Below are 13,033 nucleotides of genomic sequence, written 5' to 3' on the forward strand. Positions count from 1 at the left end.
CCGCCGGGTTGGCCGTGACGAGATCAAGGTGAGACGCATGCGCAAGTTGTTGATCGCGGCCGGCCCCTCGGAACAGCCGTTCCGGCTGATGTTGCAGGTCGATGACGAGGGATCAGCATCCAATCAGCGCGGCCGTCGCCCCAGTGGAGCAGGGCGAGCCAAGCGCGCCGATGGCCGCGCCAAGCGTTCGGCCCGGCCGTTTCGCTGGGCGCAGCCGTCGCGCGCAATGGCCGCCATCCTTCGCGGCTTGCGGGCGACGCTGCTGGCGTTCTCTCCCGTGGAGATCCGGAGCGATGTGAGCGTACGCCAGGAGGCCTTGCGGGACATGTCGCCGGTTGTGCCGCGGCTCCGCGCCGTCGGCGGCTGCGGAGGAACGCGCGAGGCCGCCGCCGTGCCGGCCGGCGCGCTCAATGCGATGGTCTGCGCTGCGGCCACGCCGCGCCATCACGTCCGGTCGATGGAGACGCCGCGTGCCCAGCGCCGGCGGCTGCGCGCCTGCTGATCGCATCACCGCATGGGTGCCCCTGCATGCACCGTCCGTCGCAACTTGCTTGTCCGCAGCCCGATGCCGTGATTGAAACGGACGGTGCGCGCCAGGCTCGCTGTGCTCGCCTCGCAGAAGGACGGATCGATCATGTTCGTGGCGCGTGTCCTGCCGATGGCCGCCGCCTTTCTCTGCGCGACCGCCGCCCTCGCGGCCGACAAGCCCGGCGAGACCAGGGGGACGGTGCTGGAGCCGTCGCCGGCCAATCTTGCGCTGACCTGGAGCCGGGCCAACCTGGTGTTGCCGGCGACACTCGCCGGCGGGCGGCGCTGGGAGGGCCGTGCGGAGGACGCGCCCGACGTGATCGGGATCGCGCCGCTCGTGATCGTGATGCACGGGTCGAGCGGCGTCGCGCCGGCGGTGAAGGAGTTCCAGGCCTGGCTCGCCGACGAGCTCGGAGTGGCATCGGTGGCGCCCGACAGCCTCGCGATTCCCGACCGGCTGACCTACACCTCGCCGGTCGACGTCGCGACCTATGAGCACGTCCACGCCTTGCGGCTGGCCGAGCTGGAGAACGCGCTGAAGGCGTCGCGCGACTGGAGCTGGGTCGACCGGCTGCGGATCGTGCTGGCGGGCACCAGCGAGGGCGCGGTGGCGGTCGGCCGCTACGCCGGCAAGGACGTGGCGGCGCGGCTGATCTATTCGTGGTCGTGCGAGGACAACTACTTCGTCACCGCGCCCGGGCTCGGCATCGGCCCGACCGAGCCGGTGCTGAACGCGATTTCGGCGCGCGATCCCTATTTCTCGGCCGCCAATCCCTGGAACAAGGACCGCGCCGTCACCGGCTCCTGCGCCGCCGCGCTCAAGGACGATGCGAAGGCGGAGGTGATGGTGATCGATGCCGACGTCCATACGATCCTGAACCGGCCGGAGGTGCACGAGCGGAGCGCGCGATTCCTGCGCGGCGTGTTGGATCCGTGATCGGGCGGGCGGAGGTTTGACGAGTGCTGAGATTGCTCGTGCTCGAAGGCAACTCGCTGGACGGCCGACGCCGCTGGGCCGAGGTCGCAGGCGCCACGCCGTCGGAGAGCTACGCGGCCGTGCTGCGCGCACTCGCGCCGGACGCGGCGATCGACATCGCCACGCCCGCCGATGCCGATGCGCGCCTGCCGCAGCCGATCGAGGCCTATCAGGGCATCGTCATCACGGGATCGACGCTCAATATCTATCAGCGCGAGCCGGAATCCCTGCGTCAGATCGAGCTGGTGCGCGCGATCTTCACGCAGGGCGTGCCGATGTTCGGCTCATGCTGGGGGCTTCAGCTCGCCTGCGTCGCGGCCGGCGGCGAGGTGTCACTCAATCCGGCCGGCCGCGAGGTCGGCTTCGCGCGCAAGATCGCGCTGACGGAGGCGGGCCGCGATCATCCGATGCATGCGGCGCGGGGCGCCGTGTTCGATGCCCCGGCGATCCATAGCGACATCGTCACCCGGCTGCCGCCGGATGCGACGGTCACCGCACGCAACGCGATGAGCGAGGTGCAGGCCGCGGAGATCCGCAGCGGCCGCGGCCGGTTCTGGGGCGTGCAGTATCATCCCGAATTCAGCCTGCAGGACGTCGCCTGGGTGCTCCGCCGCATCGGCCAGCCGCTGGTCGAGGAGGGCTTCTTCGCCGCTCCGGCGGAGCTCGAGCGCTACGCCGCCGATCTCGCGATCCTGCACCACGACCGTGCCCGGCGCGACATTCTGTGGCGGCTGGGGCTCGACCAGGACGTGGCGAATGACGGGATGCGGCAGACAGAGATCAGCAACTGGATCGCCTCGCTCGCACGGGGCTGAGCGCGCTACCGCATGAACTGAATGATGAGCGGCGCCAGCGCCACGTTCATCAGCCCGACCAGCACCATCACGAGGCCGGCGACCGCGCCCTCCTCGCGACCGATCTGGTTGGCGCGCGCGGTGCCCGCGCCGTGCGCGCCGACTCCGAACAGCGCGCCCTTGGCCAGCGTCGAGCGCAGCGGCAGCCGCGCGAGCACGAGGTCACCGACGGCGGCTCCGATGATGCCGGTGAGCACGACGAACACGGCGGTGAGATCGGGGATGCCGCCGATCTCGCCGGAGACTTCCATCGCGAACGGCGTGCTGATCGAGCGCGGCAACAGGCTCAGACGCAGCTCGCCATCGATGCCGAGGACATAGGCGAGTGCCCAACTGGTCGCCACCGCGGTGAGGCTCCCCGCGACCATGCCGGCCAGCAGCAGCGGCCAGCGGCGGCGGATCAGCGCCCGCTGCTCGTAGATCGGCACGGCGAAGGCGACGGTGGCCGGGCCGAGCAGCGCCACCAGCCAATGCGTGCCGCGGATGTAGTCGCGATAGGAGACGTTGAGCGCGAGCGCTGCGATCATCAGCAGTGCTGGCGCCACCGCGAGCGGCATCAGCCACCAGCGCGGCCAGCGCCGGTGCATGCGCTTGGCGAGCACATAGAGCAGGATCGTCGCGAGCGACCAGACAGCCGCCTGGATCAGCGGCTCACGCCACAGCGCGGCGAGGGTCATGACGCTCGGTCCAACGGTAGCAGAGGTCGATCGTGAGCGCGGTCACGCACATCACGGCGGTGGTGCTGACGACGATCAAGGCAAAGATCTTCAGGCCAAGCAGGCCGAACAGCTCGCGATGGTCGAGCAGCGCCAGCACCGCCGGCACGAAGAACAGCAGCATCTCGGCGAGCATCCAGTTCGCGCCGCGCTTCATGCTGGCGACCTTCAGCCCGCCGGCCAGGAACAGGGCGAGCGCGAGTGCCATTCCGATGATGCCGCCGGGCAATGGCAGGCCGGTCGTCCGGGCCAGCGCCTCGCCGACAGCCCAGAACAGGCCGAGCAGGCCGATCTGCACCAGCCGGTTGCGGCGGAGCAGGCGATGAACCCCGATGGAAATGCTGCGATGCATCATGCGACGCGTCCGAGAAGTGATTGCGCCTTCAAGGTATGTCGCATCGCAGCATGTAGAAAGCGAATTGATTGAATGATAATAAGTCCAAAATGGAATACTAAGGCACGATTATGGAACTCCGTACCCTCAGGACCTTCGTCGAGGTCGTCCGGCAAGGCGGCTTCTCCCAGGCCGCCAAGGTGGTGTTTGCGACCCAGTCGACCGTGAGCAAGGCCGTCAAGCAGCTCGAGGACGAGCTTGGATTGCCGCTCTTGGACCGGCTCGGCCACAAGAGCCGCATGACAGCGGCTGGCGAGATCGTCTATCGCCGTGCGATCCGGCTGCTGACGGAGCGCGATGATCTGCAGGCGGAGCTCGCCGAGCTGCGCGGCTTGACGCGCGGCGTGCTGCGCCTTGGCCTGCCGCCGATCGGATCGAGCACGCTGTTCGCGCCGTTGTTCGCGCTCTACCGCCAGCTTCATCCGGAGATCGAGATCCGGCTGGTGGAGCACGGCAGCGACCGGCTCAGCGAATTGCTGGCTGCAGGCGACATCGATTTTGCCGGCCTGCTGCCGCCGATCGCCGATGAGTTTGCCGCGCAGATCGTGCGCCGCGAGCCGCTGATGGCGCTCGTTTCTGTCGAGCATCCGCTGGCCCGCCGCGAGACGATCACGCTCGCCGAGCTGCGCGACACGCCGTTCGTGCTGTTCGAGGCCGGCTTCGCGCTCAACCGCATCCTCCGCGAGGCCTGCCGCCGCAACGGCTTCGAGCCGGTTGTGGCCGCGCGCAGCACGCAGATCGATTTCATTGCCGAACTCGCCGGCGCCGGTCTCGGGGTTGCCTTTCTGCCGCGCATGATTGCGACCCAGCGCACGCAGGTGCCGATCAGTCTCGTCCTGCTCGACGAGCCCGGCACCGAATGGACGCTGGCGATGGCCTGGCGTCGTGGCGCCTATCTCTCGCCGGCCGCGGCGGCGTGGCTACGGCTGGTGCGCGAGCGCGGCGAGGCGTGAACATGAGTGCGACGATGTCGCTTCATCTGTGAGGAACGTGCGGCGAGACGGTCGGTGTCGCCATGGCGATTGGAGAGGACCTGAGCTCTACGCACAACTCGCAACGATCGAACACCTGTCGCAACGCCGCGAAAGCGCGAGCCCGGAGAGGCGACCTCGGACGTGCGGACGGGAACGGCAGGAGCTGACGAAGGTTGCCTTCGCGCATGACTCGCTGAGCTGCGCTCCCACAGGCTGACGTCCCGTGCGTGACTGAGTGCGCGGGAACCAGGGGTGCTTTGACGCGTTTCCGCCTGCTCCGAAAGAACGTGACACGCGCAGGCGTGCCGCGAGCCCATTGATTGAACCGGAGGGGCAGGATGTGCCGCTGGATCGCGTACCGCGGTGAGACGACCGCCTTCGAGCACTATGTGACCGAGCCGGAACATTCCCTGGTGACGCAGAGCATCCGCGCGCTGGAATCCACCGCAGGCACAAATGGCGATGGCTTCGGTCTGGGTTGGTATGGGGATCATCCTGAGCCCGGCCTGTATCGCGAGACGCGCCCGGCGTGGTCCGATGAGAACCTCCGCTATCTCTGCCGACACCTGCGTTCACATCTGTTCTTCGCGCATGTGCGCGCCGCGACCGGCACGGCCGTGACCCGTCAGAACTGCCATCCGTTTGCCTGCGGCCGCTGGCTATTCATGCACAACGGCTTCGTCGGTAGCTGGAACAGGCTTCGCCGCAAGGTCGAGGCAATGATCCCGGACGCGCTGTATCCGTCGCGGCTCGGCACCACCGATTCGGAAGCCGTGTTCCTCGCCATCGTCGGCGCCGGCATCGATCAGGACCCGATCGGTGCGACATCGAACGTGCTGCGCGCGCTCCGCCAGCTGGTCAACGAGGACGGTCTGCGTGAGCACCTGCGCTTCACGTCCGCCCTGTCGAACGGCCACGATCTCTACGCATTTCGCTTCGCTGCGAATGATCGCGCCAACTCGCTTTACTACCGGGAAGATGGTGATCAGGTCATCGCCGTCTCCGAGCCTTTTGACAAGGAGCCGGACTGGATCGAGGTTCCGCCCGATCACGTGCTGGTCGCGCGCGCGTCCAGACGCGCTGAAATCGTTCCGCTATTTGACGCAGACTCTGCCGGTTTCGCCGCGGAACACAAACGAAGACAGAGGGTTGTCGGCGGCACCTAAGAACAACAGGAACTGGATGATCCGCGATGTGCGGCATTTGTGGTGAAGTCAGGATTTCCGGACAGCCCGCGCTCGCGGCGCTCGGCCGCGTCAACGATGCGATGCAGGCGCGCGGTCCCGACGCCACTGGCCTCTACGTGCAGGGCGGAATCGCGCTGGGCCACCGTCGTCTCAGCATTCTCGATCTATCAGCCGCCGCGCAGCAGCCGATGATCGATGCCGCGCTCGGCCTCGGCATCGTGTTCAATGGGTGCATCTATAATTTCCGCGAGCTGCGCGCCGAGCTGCAGGCGAAGGGCTATCGCTTCTTCTCCGACGGCGATACCGAGGTGATCCTCAAGGCCTATCATGCCTGGGGCAAGACCTGCGTTCAGCGCTTCAAGGGCATGTTCGCCTTCGCGCTGTGGGAGCGCGACAGCGGACGCGTCGTGATCGTGCGCGACCGTCTCGGCATCAAGCCGCTGTACTACACCGAGGGGCCAGGCTTCCTCCGCTTTGCCTCGTCCCTGCCGGCGCTGCTCGCCGGTGGTGATGTCGACACCTCGATCGACCGAACGGCGCTGCATCATTTCTTCAGTTTTCACGCCGCCGTTCGGGCGCCGCGTACGATCCTCAATGGCGTGAAGAAGCTCGAGCCGGCGACGTTGCTGACGATCGAGCCCGATGGAACGCAGCGCCGCGAAAGGTACTGGCAGTTCAGCGTCGGCGCGTCGCGCTCTACCGATCGCGCCATGAGCCAGGAAGAATGGTCGGATGCATTACTGGACGCGATGACATCGGCGGTGGACCGTCGCCGCGTCGCCGACGTGCCCGTCGGTGTGCTGTTGTCGGGCGGGCTGGATTCGTCGCTGCTGGTCGCGCTGCTGTCCAAGCTGGGACACGAGGACATCCGCACCTTCTCGATCGGCTTTGACGCTGTGGGCAAGCACACCGGCGATGAATTCCACTACTCCGACATCATCGCACGGACGTTCGGCACCAACCACGAGCAGATCAGGATAGGCGGCAACCGCGCGCTCGACGCCTTGCCCCATGCCATCGCCGCCATGTCCGAGCCGATGGTCAGCCACGACGCGGTCGCATTCTATCTCCTGTCTTCCGAGGTCGCCAAGCGTGTCAAGGTGGTGCAGAGCGGGCAGGGTGCGGACGAGGTGTTCGGCGGGTACAGCTGGTATCCGGGCTTTCTCTCGGCCAACGATCCCGTTCAGCAATATCAAAATGCCTATTTCGACTGGACGCATTCGGATCTGCAGCGGCTGTTGGCGCCGGAGTGGCTCGGCGGCGACGAGAGCCTGGCATTCGTGGAGCGCTTCTTCGCAGCTCATGCTGGCGCTTCGGCGGTGGACAAGGCTCTGCAGATCGACACCGAGATCATGCTGGTCGACGATCCCGTGAAGCGGGTCGACAACATGACGATGGCGTTCGGGCTGGAGGCCCGCGTGCCGTTCCTCGATCACGACGTGGTGGAGCTCGCCGCGCGCATGCCCGCCGAGCTGAAGGTGAAGAGCGGCGGCAAGCACATTCTCAAGGAGGCGGCACGCCGCTGCGTGCCGGCGGAGGTGATCGACCGTCCCAAGGGATACTTCCCGGTGCCGTCGCTGCGCTATCTGCGCGGCCCGTTCCTCGACTATGTCCGGGACGTTCTCAACGACGAGAAGGCGCGCGCACGCGGCCTCTACCAGCGCGACCTTATCGACCACATGTTGCAAAACCCCGAAGCCGAGATGAGCCCGAAGGGACATTCGCGGCTGTGGCAGGCGGCCCTGCTCGAGGCATGGCTGCAGACTCACGGCATTTGACGTCTGACAGGATTGATCACATGGGATTGGATCCACGCATCTTGGAGAAGCTGCGGCTCGGCCTGAGCGATGACGAGCGTCGTCTGGTGATCCGCTCGGCCACCGGCAGCGAGGAAGTCACGGAATATTCGTTCGGCATCGAGGAGGAGTACTTTCTCGTCGATGCGCGGACGCGCGATGTCGCGATCCGCACGCCGGACGATCTGTTCGAGGCCGCCAACTGGTCGACCGGCGGACAGGCCATGCGCGAGATGCTGCAGGCGCAGCTCGAGGTCGCCACCAACGTGCATGTCGATGTCGGCGATGCGCGCGAGGAGCTGAAATTCCTGCGGCGTGAGGTTGCCAGCGTGGCGAGTCAGTATGGCCTGACCATCCTGGCCTGCTCCACGCATCCGACCGCGACGTGGCGCAGCTCACAGCCGAGCCCCAAGCCGCGCTACGCGGAGATGATGGAGGACCTCCGCATCGTCGGCCAGCGCAACATGCTGTGCGGCATGCACGTGCATGTCCAGTTGCCGGACCCGGACCTGCGCTTCGCGGTGATGCGGGCGATGCTCCCTTACATCCCGGTGTTCGTCGCGCTGTCTGCGTCCTCGCCGTTCTGGAATTCCCGCGAGACCGGCCTGAAGGGCTATCGGCTCGCCGCCTATGACGAGCTGCCGCGCAGCGGCCTGCCCGAGCTTTTCACCTCGAAGCAGCAATATGATCGCTATGTCGCGGCGCTGACGAAGTCCGGCGTGATGCCGGACGAGAGCCATGTCTGGTGGGCGATGCGGCCGTCGCTGCGGCATCCGACCTTGGAGTTGCGTGCGCCCGACGTCTGCACGTCGGTGGATGACGCCGTGGCGATTGCCTCGCTCTATCGCGCTTTGGCACGCTACCTCTATCTCAATCCCGATCTTGCGGAGAGCGTCGGCAATGTCGAGCGCGCGATCGCGGTCGAGAACAAGTGGCGGGCGCAGCGCTATGGCACCGACTGTCTGTTCGTGACCGAGGACGGTCCCGTGACGGGCCAGGAGATCCTCAACCGCATGATCGCGGATGTCGCACCGCATGCGGAGGTTCTGGGATGTCTCGCCGAGGTCGAGCACTGCCGCATCATCATGCAGTTCGGCAGCTCGGCCGACTATCAGCTGCAGGCCTATCGCGAGTCCGGCGGACAGTTGTCGGCCGTGACGCGCTGGATCGAGGCCGCGACGGTGTCGCGCGCCGAGCCGCCCCGCTCACAGGCACCGGTCGAGCCGGCACAATGACGCGGGCCTAGGTCGGCTGCCTGATCACACGGCCGTCGCGCGCAATGAGGCGGCCGTCCTTGTAGACTGAGCGGCCCTTTGGCACGGCGACGACGGCCTCCGGCACGTGCTCGGCATCGAGGGTGACGAAGTCGGCCCGCGCGCCGACGCGCAGGCCGTAGTCCGCAAGCCTCAAGGCCTTGGCGCCGGCCTCGGTGACGAGGTCAAAGGCCATCCGCAACTCGTCATCGACATAGAAGCCGGAGCGATAGCCGACCATCATGGCGCGGTTCAACAGATCGCCGTCGCCATAGGGCCACCAGGAATCGCGGATGTTGTCGTTGCCGCTGAACACGGTGACCCCCGCCGCGCGCAGCACCGCCACCGGCGGGAAGGGCCGCGCGCCCGGAGCGTTGGTCATGATGGCGACGCCAGACGCCGCCAGGACGTCGGCAATCTTCTTCAGCGGGTCAGCAGGCAGGTCGCCGAGCGCGTAGGCGTGGCTGACCGCGACGCGCCCTTGCATGCCGAGGGCGCGCGTGCGCGCCGCGATCTGCTCCAGCTCGAACAGGCCGAGCATGCCCGGATCGTGCAGATGGATATCGACATCGACGCCGTGCTTGTGGGCTGTGCCGAACACGACGTCGAGATGCCTTTCGACGTCGCGGTCGAAGCTCGCGGGGTCGAGCCCGCCGACGAGGTTGGCGCCGAGCCGGATGGCCTCGTCGAGCAGCTCGGGCGTGCCCGGGCTCTTGAGGATGCCGCTCTGCGGAAAGGCGACGAGCTGGATCTCGATCAGCTCGCGATACTCGTCGCGGACGCGCAGGATCGTTTCCAGCGATGTGAGGCCGACGGAGCCGTCGACCATCACATGGCTGCGCATCCGCGTGGTGCCGTGGCCGATGCAGAGATCGAGCTGGTTGCGGGCGCGCACGTCCATCGGTGCCGCCGCGGCCATGCTCTGCGCCTGGAACGTGACGCGCTCATGCACGTCGAAGCCGTTGGTGCACGGCTTGTGCGGCTTCCAGGCATCGCCGTAGAAGCTGGTGTCGAGATGGATGTGGCCCTCGACGAAGCCGGGCACGACCAGCGCGCCGCCGAGATCGATCACCTCGCGCGCCTCGGGGCGCTCGGTCTCAGCGAGAACACCGCTGATGCGGCCGCCGTCGACCGTGATCGCATGGCGCGCGCCGCGGTCGAGCCGCGCATTGATGAACAGCTTGTCGACGGCCATGCACGATCCTTCCCATCCATCCGCCAGCATCGGAGCCGCCGGAGGGGCGGTCCGATGCTGGTGCCGATGAGACCACATTCTTGGCCAGGAGCCGCGACAGCCGCAAGCGTCTTCAGGCGGCGATCGCCTGCGGCAGTCCGGCGAGCCAGTCGCGCGCCAGCGTCACATCCGCCTGCGACAATTGGTGCCCCGCCGGAAGCGTCGTGTGGGTCACGTCGGCGCCGGCCTCGGTGAGCTGCGTGCACAGCTTCGCCGAATTGCTGGCGGGCACGATCGGATCAGCGAGCCCCGACAGCATCAGCACCGGCCGGCGCGCGAGCGTGGCGGCCGGAGGATGCGCCAGCGGCACCATGGCGCGGAACAGCACTGCACCGGTCAGCGCTTCCGGCTGCAGCAGCAGCAGCGCGGCGGCGATGTTGGCGCCGTTGGAATAGCCGACCGCGACCGGCGCTCCGATCCCGTAGTGCTGACGCGCCTCGCCGATGAAGGCGCCGAGCTCCAGCGCGCGTCGGCGGACGTCGTCCTCGTCGAACACGCCCTCGGCAAGCCGGCGGAAGAAGCGCGGCATGCCATGCTCGAGCACCTGGCCGCGCGGCGACAGCAGGGCGGCGCCGGGCGACAGCGTGGCGCCGAGCGGCAGCAGATCGTTCTCGTCGCCGCCGGTGCCGTGCAGGAGCAGCAGTGGGGCTGCTCCCGGTGTGCGTCCCGGCTGGAAGCGGTGGGTGAAGGACAATGCCACGGTCATGATGCGGCCTCTTCGAGGTTGGGCAGCACGCCTTCGATCTGCTTGCGGTGCGATTCGAGGAAAGCGGGCAGCTTCAGGTTTCGTCCGAGCTCGGCGACCGGCTCGTCGACCGCGAAGCCCGGGATATCGGTCGCGATCTCGAACAGCACCCCGCCAGGCTCACGGAAGTAGATCGAGCGGAAGTAGTTGCGGTCCTTCTGCTCGGTCGGATGCAGGCCGTGGCGATCGACCAGCCGCTGCGCCATCACGCCCTGTGCGGCGTCATCGGCGGCGCGGAAGGCGATGTGATGCACCGACCCGGCGCCCTGCGCGCCGCGCAGGAAGCCCTTGGCCTCGTAGATGTCGACCACGCTGCCCTGCGCGTCGCCCGGCGCCTTGAAGCGGATGACCGAGCCTTCGCGGCCTTGCTCTGCAAAGCCGAACACATCGGTCAGCACGGCGGCGGTCTTCTCGGCGGAGTCGAGCAGCAGGGTCACGCCGTGGAAGCCGCGGATCGCGTGCTCGGCCGGAATGTCGCCATTGCTGTAGCCGGGCTCGTTCTCCGCGCCGGGGACGCCGACCAGCGCGAGCGCCATGCCGTCCGGATCGGCGAACGGCAGCACGGATTCACCGAAGCGCTTCTCCAGCGCCTCATAGGCGATGCCCTTCTCGGTCAGGCGCTGCGTCCAGTAGCCAAGGGAGCGCTGCGGCACCCGGAACGCGGTCTGGTGGGTCTCGCCGACGCCGCGGCGGCCCGGCCGCACGCCGGCCCAGGGGAAGAAGGTCAGGATGGTGCCGGGGCGGCCGGTCTCATCGCCGTAGTAGAAATGATAGGTGCCGGGATCGTCGAAATTGACCGTCTTCTTGACGAAGCGCAGCCCGAGGTCGCGGGTGTAGAAGCCGAAATTGCGGATCGGATCGCCGGCAATCGCAGTCACGTGGTGCAGTCCGGGCATGTGGGTCTCCTGTCGATGGGCCGCCGAAAGGGCCGTTGATTTCCTGGGCACAATATTGGCCGGCTTTGATTTGGAGACAATCCGTGCTCTTGTGACGTCTCTGTCTACGATTTGGCGACAATGGCGGGCCTATGGACAAGCTGAGCAGCCTGCGGGCCTTCGTGAAGGTGGTCGAGAGCGGCAGCTTCGCCGAGGCCGGCCGGCAGTTGCGGCTGTCGCGCTCGGCGATCTCGAAATATATCGGCGAGCTTGAGCAGAGCCTCGGCGTGCAGTTGATCGTCCGCACCACCCGCCATGCCAGCCCGACCGAGACCGGCCAGCTCTATTTCGAGCGTGCAGTCTCGATTCTCGCCGAGCTCGACGCCGCCGATCAGGCCGTCAGCCAGTCGCAGGCCGCGCCGCGCGGGCTCTTGCGCGTCAATGCGCCGATGTCGTTCGGCACCATGCGGCTCGGTCCCGTCGTCGCCGATTTCATGGCCCGCTATCCCGAGCTGCAGTTGCAGATCGTGCTGAGCGACGACCTGCTCGATCCGGTCCAGGACGGTTTCGATGTGACCTTGCGGATCGCCGAGCTGGAATCGTCGAGCCTGGTGGCGCGGCGGATCATGCCGGTGGAGCGCGTGATCTGCGCCGCGCCGGCCTATCTCGCGCGGCACGGCACGCCTGGCAGCCCGGAGGAGCTGCGTCGTCACACCTCTCTCACCTACGGTTTCCTGCTGACCGGCAATCAGTGGAAGCTCACCGGCCGCGACGGCGACCACTGGGTCCAGCCGGCGTGGTCGTTGTGCGTCAACAATGCCGAGGTGCTGCGCGACGTCGCCATCAGGGGACAGGGCATTGCGCTGATCCCGCGCTTCATTGCGGCGGACGCGCTCGAGAGCGGCGCGCTGACCGCGATCCTCGCCGATTACGCCGCGCCGCCGCTCGCGCTGTATGCGATCTATCCGCCGACGCGGCACCTCTCGGTGAAGGTGCGGCTGTTCATCGACTTTCTGGTCGAGCGCTTCGGCAAGGAGCGCGACGTGACCAGCCCGTAGGCTGAGACTGAACTGCAAATCGCCTCGAACCTTTAACCTGGCGCTGATAGTGTTCCGAACCGGCAGCAGAGGGAACGATGCATGGGGCGGCTGAGCACGCATATTCTGGATACGGTCAGGGGCAAGCCCGCGGCCGGCGTCGCGATCGATCTCGATGTCCTCGAGCCGGACGGCTCCTGGCGCCGCGTCAAGCAGGTCCGGAGCAATGCCGACGGGCGCACCGACCAGCCGATGCTGGCGGACGATGACTTCGCCATCGGCACCTACATGCTGACCTTCCATATGGGAGCTTATTTCAAGGCCCATGGCCTCGCCTCTGAAGACCCGCTGTTTCTGGACTTGATCCCGCTCCGCTTTTCCGTCGCCGACGCCGGCGCGCACTATCATGTGCCGCTGCTCGCGACGCCCTGGAGCTACCAGACCTATCGCGGGAGCTGATCCGG

The 13,033-nt window shown here is 67.2% G+C and carries 14 protein-coding genes; 9 read left to right on the forward strand and 5 right to left on the reverse strand.

Going from position 1 to position 13,033, the window contains the following annotated elements; genetic code table 11:
* Positions 1-37: 37 nt before the first annotated feature.
* The 3 genes from ACQR0U_RS03810 to ACQR0U_RS03820 all read left to right on the forward strand — a co-directional run bounded on the left by ACQR0U_RS03810 (position 38) and on the right by ACQR0U_RS03820 (position 2,319).
* A complete protein-coding gene (locus ACQR0U_RS03810; protein ID WP_315752176.1) occupies positions 38-502 on the forward strand; it encodes a hypothetical protein in 465 nt (154 codons plus the stop codon).
* Positions 503-634: 132 nt separating this feature from the next.
* On the forward strand, positions 635-1,465 hold the full coding sequence (locus tag ACQR0U_RS03815) for a hypothetical protein (protein ID WP_316227079.1): 831 nt from the start codon (positions 635-637) through the stop codon (positions 1,463-1,465).
* Between the two features lie 23 nt (positions 1,466-1,488).
* Positions 1,489-2,319: a type 1 glutamine amidotransferase gene (locus ACQR0U_RS03820; protein WP_434842631.1), complete on the forward strand. Its 831-nt coding sequence runs from the start codon at positions 1,489-1,491 to the stop codon at positions 2,317-2,319.
* Between the two features lie 5 nt (positions 2,320-2,324).
* On the opposite strand, the gene ACQR0U_RS03825 is transcribed toward ACQR0U_RS03820, so the two are convergent.
* Positions 2,325-3,035 carry an LrgB family protein gene (locus tag ACQR0U_RS03825; RefSeq protein ID WP_315825887.1) on the reverse strand — a complete coding sequence of 237 codons (711 nt, stop codon included), beginning with the start codon at positions 3,033-3,035 and terminating at the stop codon, positions 2,325-2,327.
* Entirely contained in the window at positions 3,010-3,429 is a 420-nt protein-coding gene (locus ACQR0U_RS03830) for a CidA/LrgA family protein (RefSeq protein WP_316183746.1), read from the reverse strand. The genes ACQR0U_RS03825 and ACQR0U_RS03830 overlap by 26 nt, the downstream gene beginning before the upstream one ends.
* A 110-nt stretch (positions 3,430-3,539) precedes the next feature.
* Here ACQR0U_RS03830 and ACQR0U_RS03835 point away from each other — a divergent pair, with 110 nt between their 5' ends.
* The 4 genes from ACQR0U_RS03835 to ACQR0U_RS03850 all read left to right on the forward strand — a co-directional run bounded on the left by ACQR0U_RS03835 (position 3,540) and on the right by ACQR0U_RS03850 (position 8,660).
* Positions 3,540-4,421: a LysR family transcriptional regulator gene (locus tag ACQR0U_RS03835; RefSeq protein WP_315752172.1), complete on the forward strand. Its 882-nt coding sequence runs from the start codon at positions 3,540-3,542 to the stop codon at positions 4,419-4,421.
* 359 nt (positions 4,422-4,780) lie between these two features.
* Entirely contained in the window at positions 4,781-5,608 is an 828-nt protein-coding gene (locus ACQR0U_RS03840) for a class II glutamine amidotransferase (protein WP_316169580.1), read from the forward strand.
* Between the two features lie 26 nt (positions 5,609-5,634).
* Positions 5,635-7,407, forward strand: coding sequence for an N-acetylglutaminylglutamine amidotransferase (locus ACQR0U_RS03845; RefSeq protein ID WP_434842632.1), 1,773 nt, complete (start codon positions 5,635-5,637; stop codon positions 7,405-7,407).
* Positions 7,408-7,427: 20 nt separating this feature from the next.
* A complete protein-coding gene (locus tag ACQR0U_RS03850) occupies positions 7,428-8,660 on the forward strand; it encodes a carboxylate-amine ligase (RefSeq protein ID WP_434842633.1) in 1,233 nt (410 codons plus the stop codon).
* Between the two features lie 7 nt (positions 8,661-8,667).
* Here the strand turns inward: ACQR0U_RS03850 and ACQR0U_RS03855 are convergent, their stop codons facing one another.
* The 3 genes from ACQR0U_RS03855 to ACQR0U_RS03865 all read right to left on the reverse strand — a co-directional run bounded on the left by ACQR0U_RS03855 (position 8,668) and on the right by ACQR0U_RS03865 (position 11,553).
* Positions 8,668-9,873 (reverse strand): amidohydrolase family protein, encoded by a 1,206-nt coding sequence (locus ACQR0U_RS03855; protein ID WP_434842634.1) that lies wholly within the window; start codon positions 9,871-9,873, stop codon positions 8,668-8,670.
* 112 nt (positions 9,874-9,985) lie between these two features.
* Complete coding sequence (locus ACQR0U_RS03860) at positions 9,986-10,618, reverse strand: alpha/beta hydrolase (protein ID WP_316172721.1); 633 nt, start codon at positions 10,616-10,618, stop codon at positions 9,986-9,988.
* A complete protein-coding gene (locus ACQR0U_RS03865; protein WP_316167301.1) occupies positions 10,615-11,553 on the reverse strand; it encodes a ring-cleaving dioxygenase in 939 nt (312 codons plus the stop codon). Before ACQR0U_RS03865 ends, ACQR0U_RS03860 begins: the two co-directional genes overlap by 4 nt.
* Before the next feature lie 131 nt (positions 11,554-11,684).
* Between ACQR0U_RS03865 and ACQR0U_RS03870 the strand changes: the two genes are divergently transcribed.
* Positions 11,685-12,590: a LysR family transcriptional regulator gene (locus ACQR0U_RS03870; RefSeq protein ID WP_315752165.1), complete on the forward strand. Its 906-nt coding sequence runs from the start codon at positions 11,685-11,687 to the stop codon at positions 12,588-12,590.
* Between the two features lie 81 nt (positions 12,591-12,671).
* Positions 12,672-13,028, forward strand: coding sequence for a hydroxyisourate hydrolase (uraH, locus tag ACQR0U_RS03875; protein WP_434842635.1), 357 nt, complete (start codon positions 12,672-12,674; stop codon positions 13,026-13,028).
* Positions 13,029-13,033 lie beyond the last annotated feature (5 nt).

The organism is Bradyrhizobium sp. HKCCYLRH3097, from assembly GCF_051167875.1.
In the GTDB taxonomy this organism is placed as follows: Bacteria; Pseudomonadota; Alphaproteobacteria; order Rhizobiales; family Xanthobacteraceae; genus Bradyrhizobium.

Bases quoted from the DNA above. Each gene is read 5' to 3' on its own strand.
- ACQR0U_RS03810 (WP_315752176.1), top strand. From the start codon at position 38: ATGCGCAAGTTGTTGATCGCGGCCGGCCCCTCGGAACAGCCGTTCCGG.
- ACQR0U_RS03815 (WP_316227079.1), top strand. From the start codon at position 635: ATGTTCGTGGCGCGTGTCCTGCCGATGGCCGCCGCCTTTCTCTGCGCG.
- ACQR0U_RS03825 (WP_315825887.1), bottom strand. From the start codon at position 3,035: ATGACCCTCGCCGCGCTGTGGCGTGAGCCGCTGATCCAGGCGGCTGTC.
- ACQR0U_RS03830 (WP_316183746.1), bottom strand. From the start codon at position 3,429: ATGATGCATCGCAGCATTTCCATCGGGGTTCATCGCCTGCTCCGCCGC.
- ACQR0U_RS03835 (WP_315752172.1), top strand. From the start codon at position 3,540: ATGGAACTCCGTACCCTCAGGACCTTCGTCGAGGTCGTCCGGCAAGGC.
- ACQR0U_RS03840 (WP_316169580.1), top strand. From the start codon at position 4,781: ATGTGCCGCTGGATCGCGTACCGCGGTGAGACGACCGCCTTCGAGCAC.
- ACQR0U_RS03845 (WP_434842632.1), top strand. From the start codon at position 5,635: ATGTGCGGCATTTGTGGTGAAGTCAGGATTTCCGGACAGCCCGCGCTC.
- ACQR0U_RS03850 (WP_434842633.1), top strand. From the start codon at position 7,428: ATGGGATTGGATCCACGCATCTTGGAGAAGCTGCGGCTCGGCCTGAGC.
- ACQR0U_RS03855 (WP_434842634.1), bottom strand. From the start codon at position 9,873: ATGGCCGTCGACAAGCTGTTCATCAATGCGCGGCTCGACCGCGGCGCG.
- ACQR0U_RS03860 (WP_316172721.1), bottom strand. From the start codon at position 10,618: ATGACCGTGGCATTGTCCTTCACCCACCGCTTCCAGCCGGGACGCACA.
- ACQR0U_RS03865 (WP_316167301.1), bottom strand. From the start codon at position 11,553: ATGCCCGGACTGCACCACGTGACTGCGATTGCCGGCGATCCGATCCGC.
- ACQR0U_RS03870 (WP_315752165.1), top strand. From the start codon at position 11,685: ATGGACAAGCTGAGCAGCCTGCGGGCCTTCGTGAAGGTGGTCGAGAGC.
- uraH (WP_434842635.1), top strand. From the start codon at position 12,672: ATGGGGCGGCTGAGCACGCATATTCTGGATACGGTCAGGGGCAAGCCC.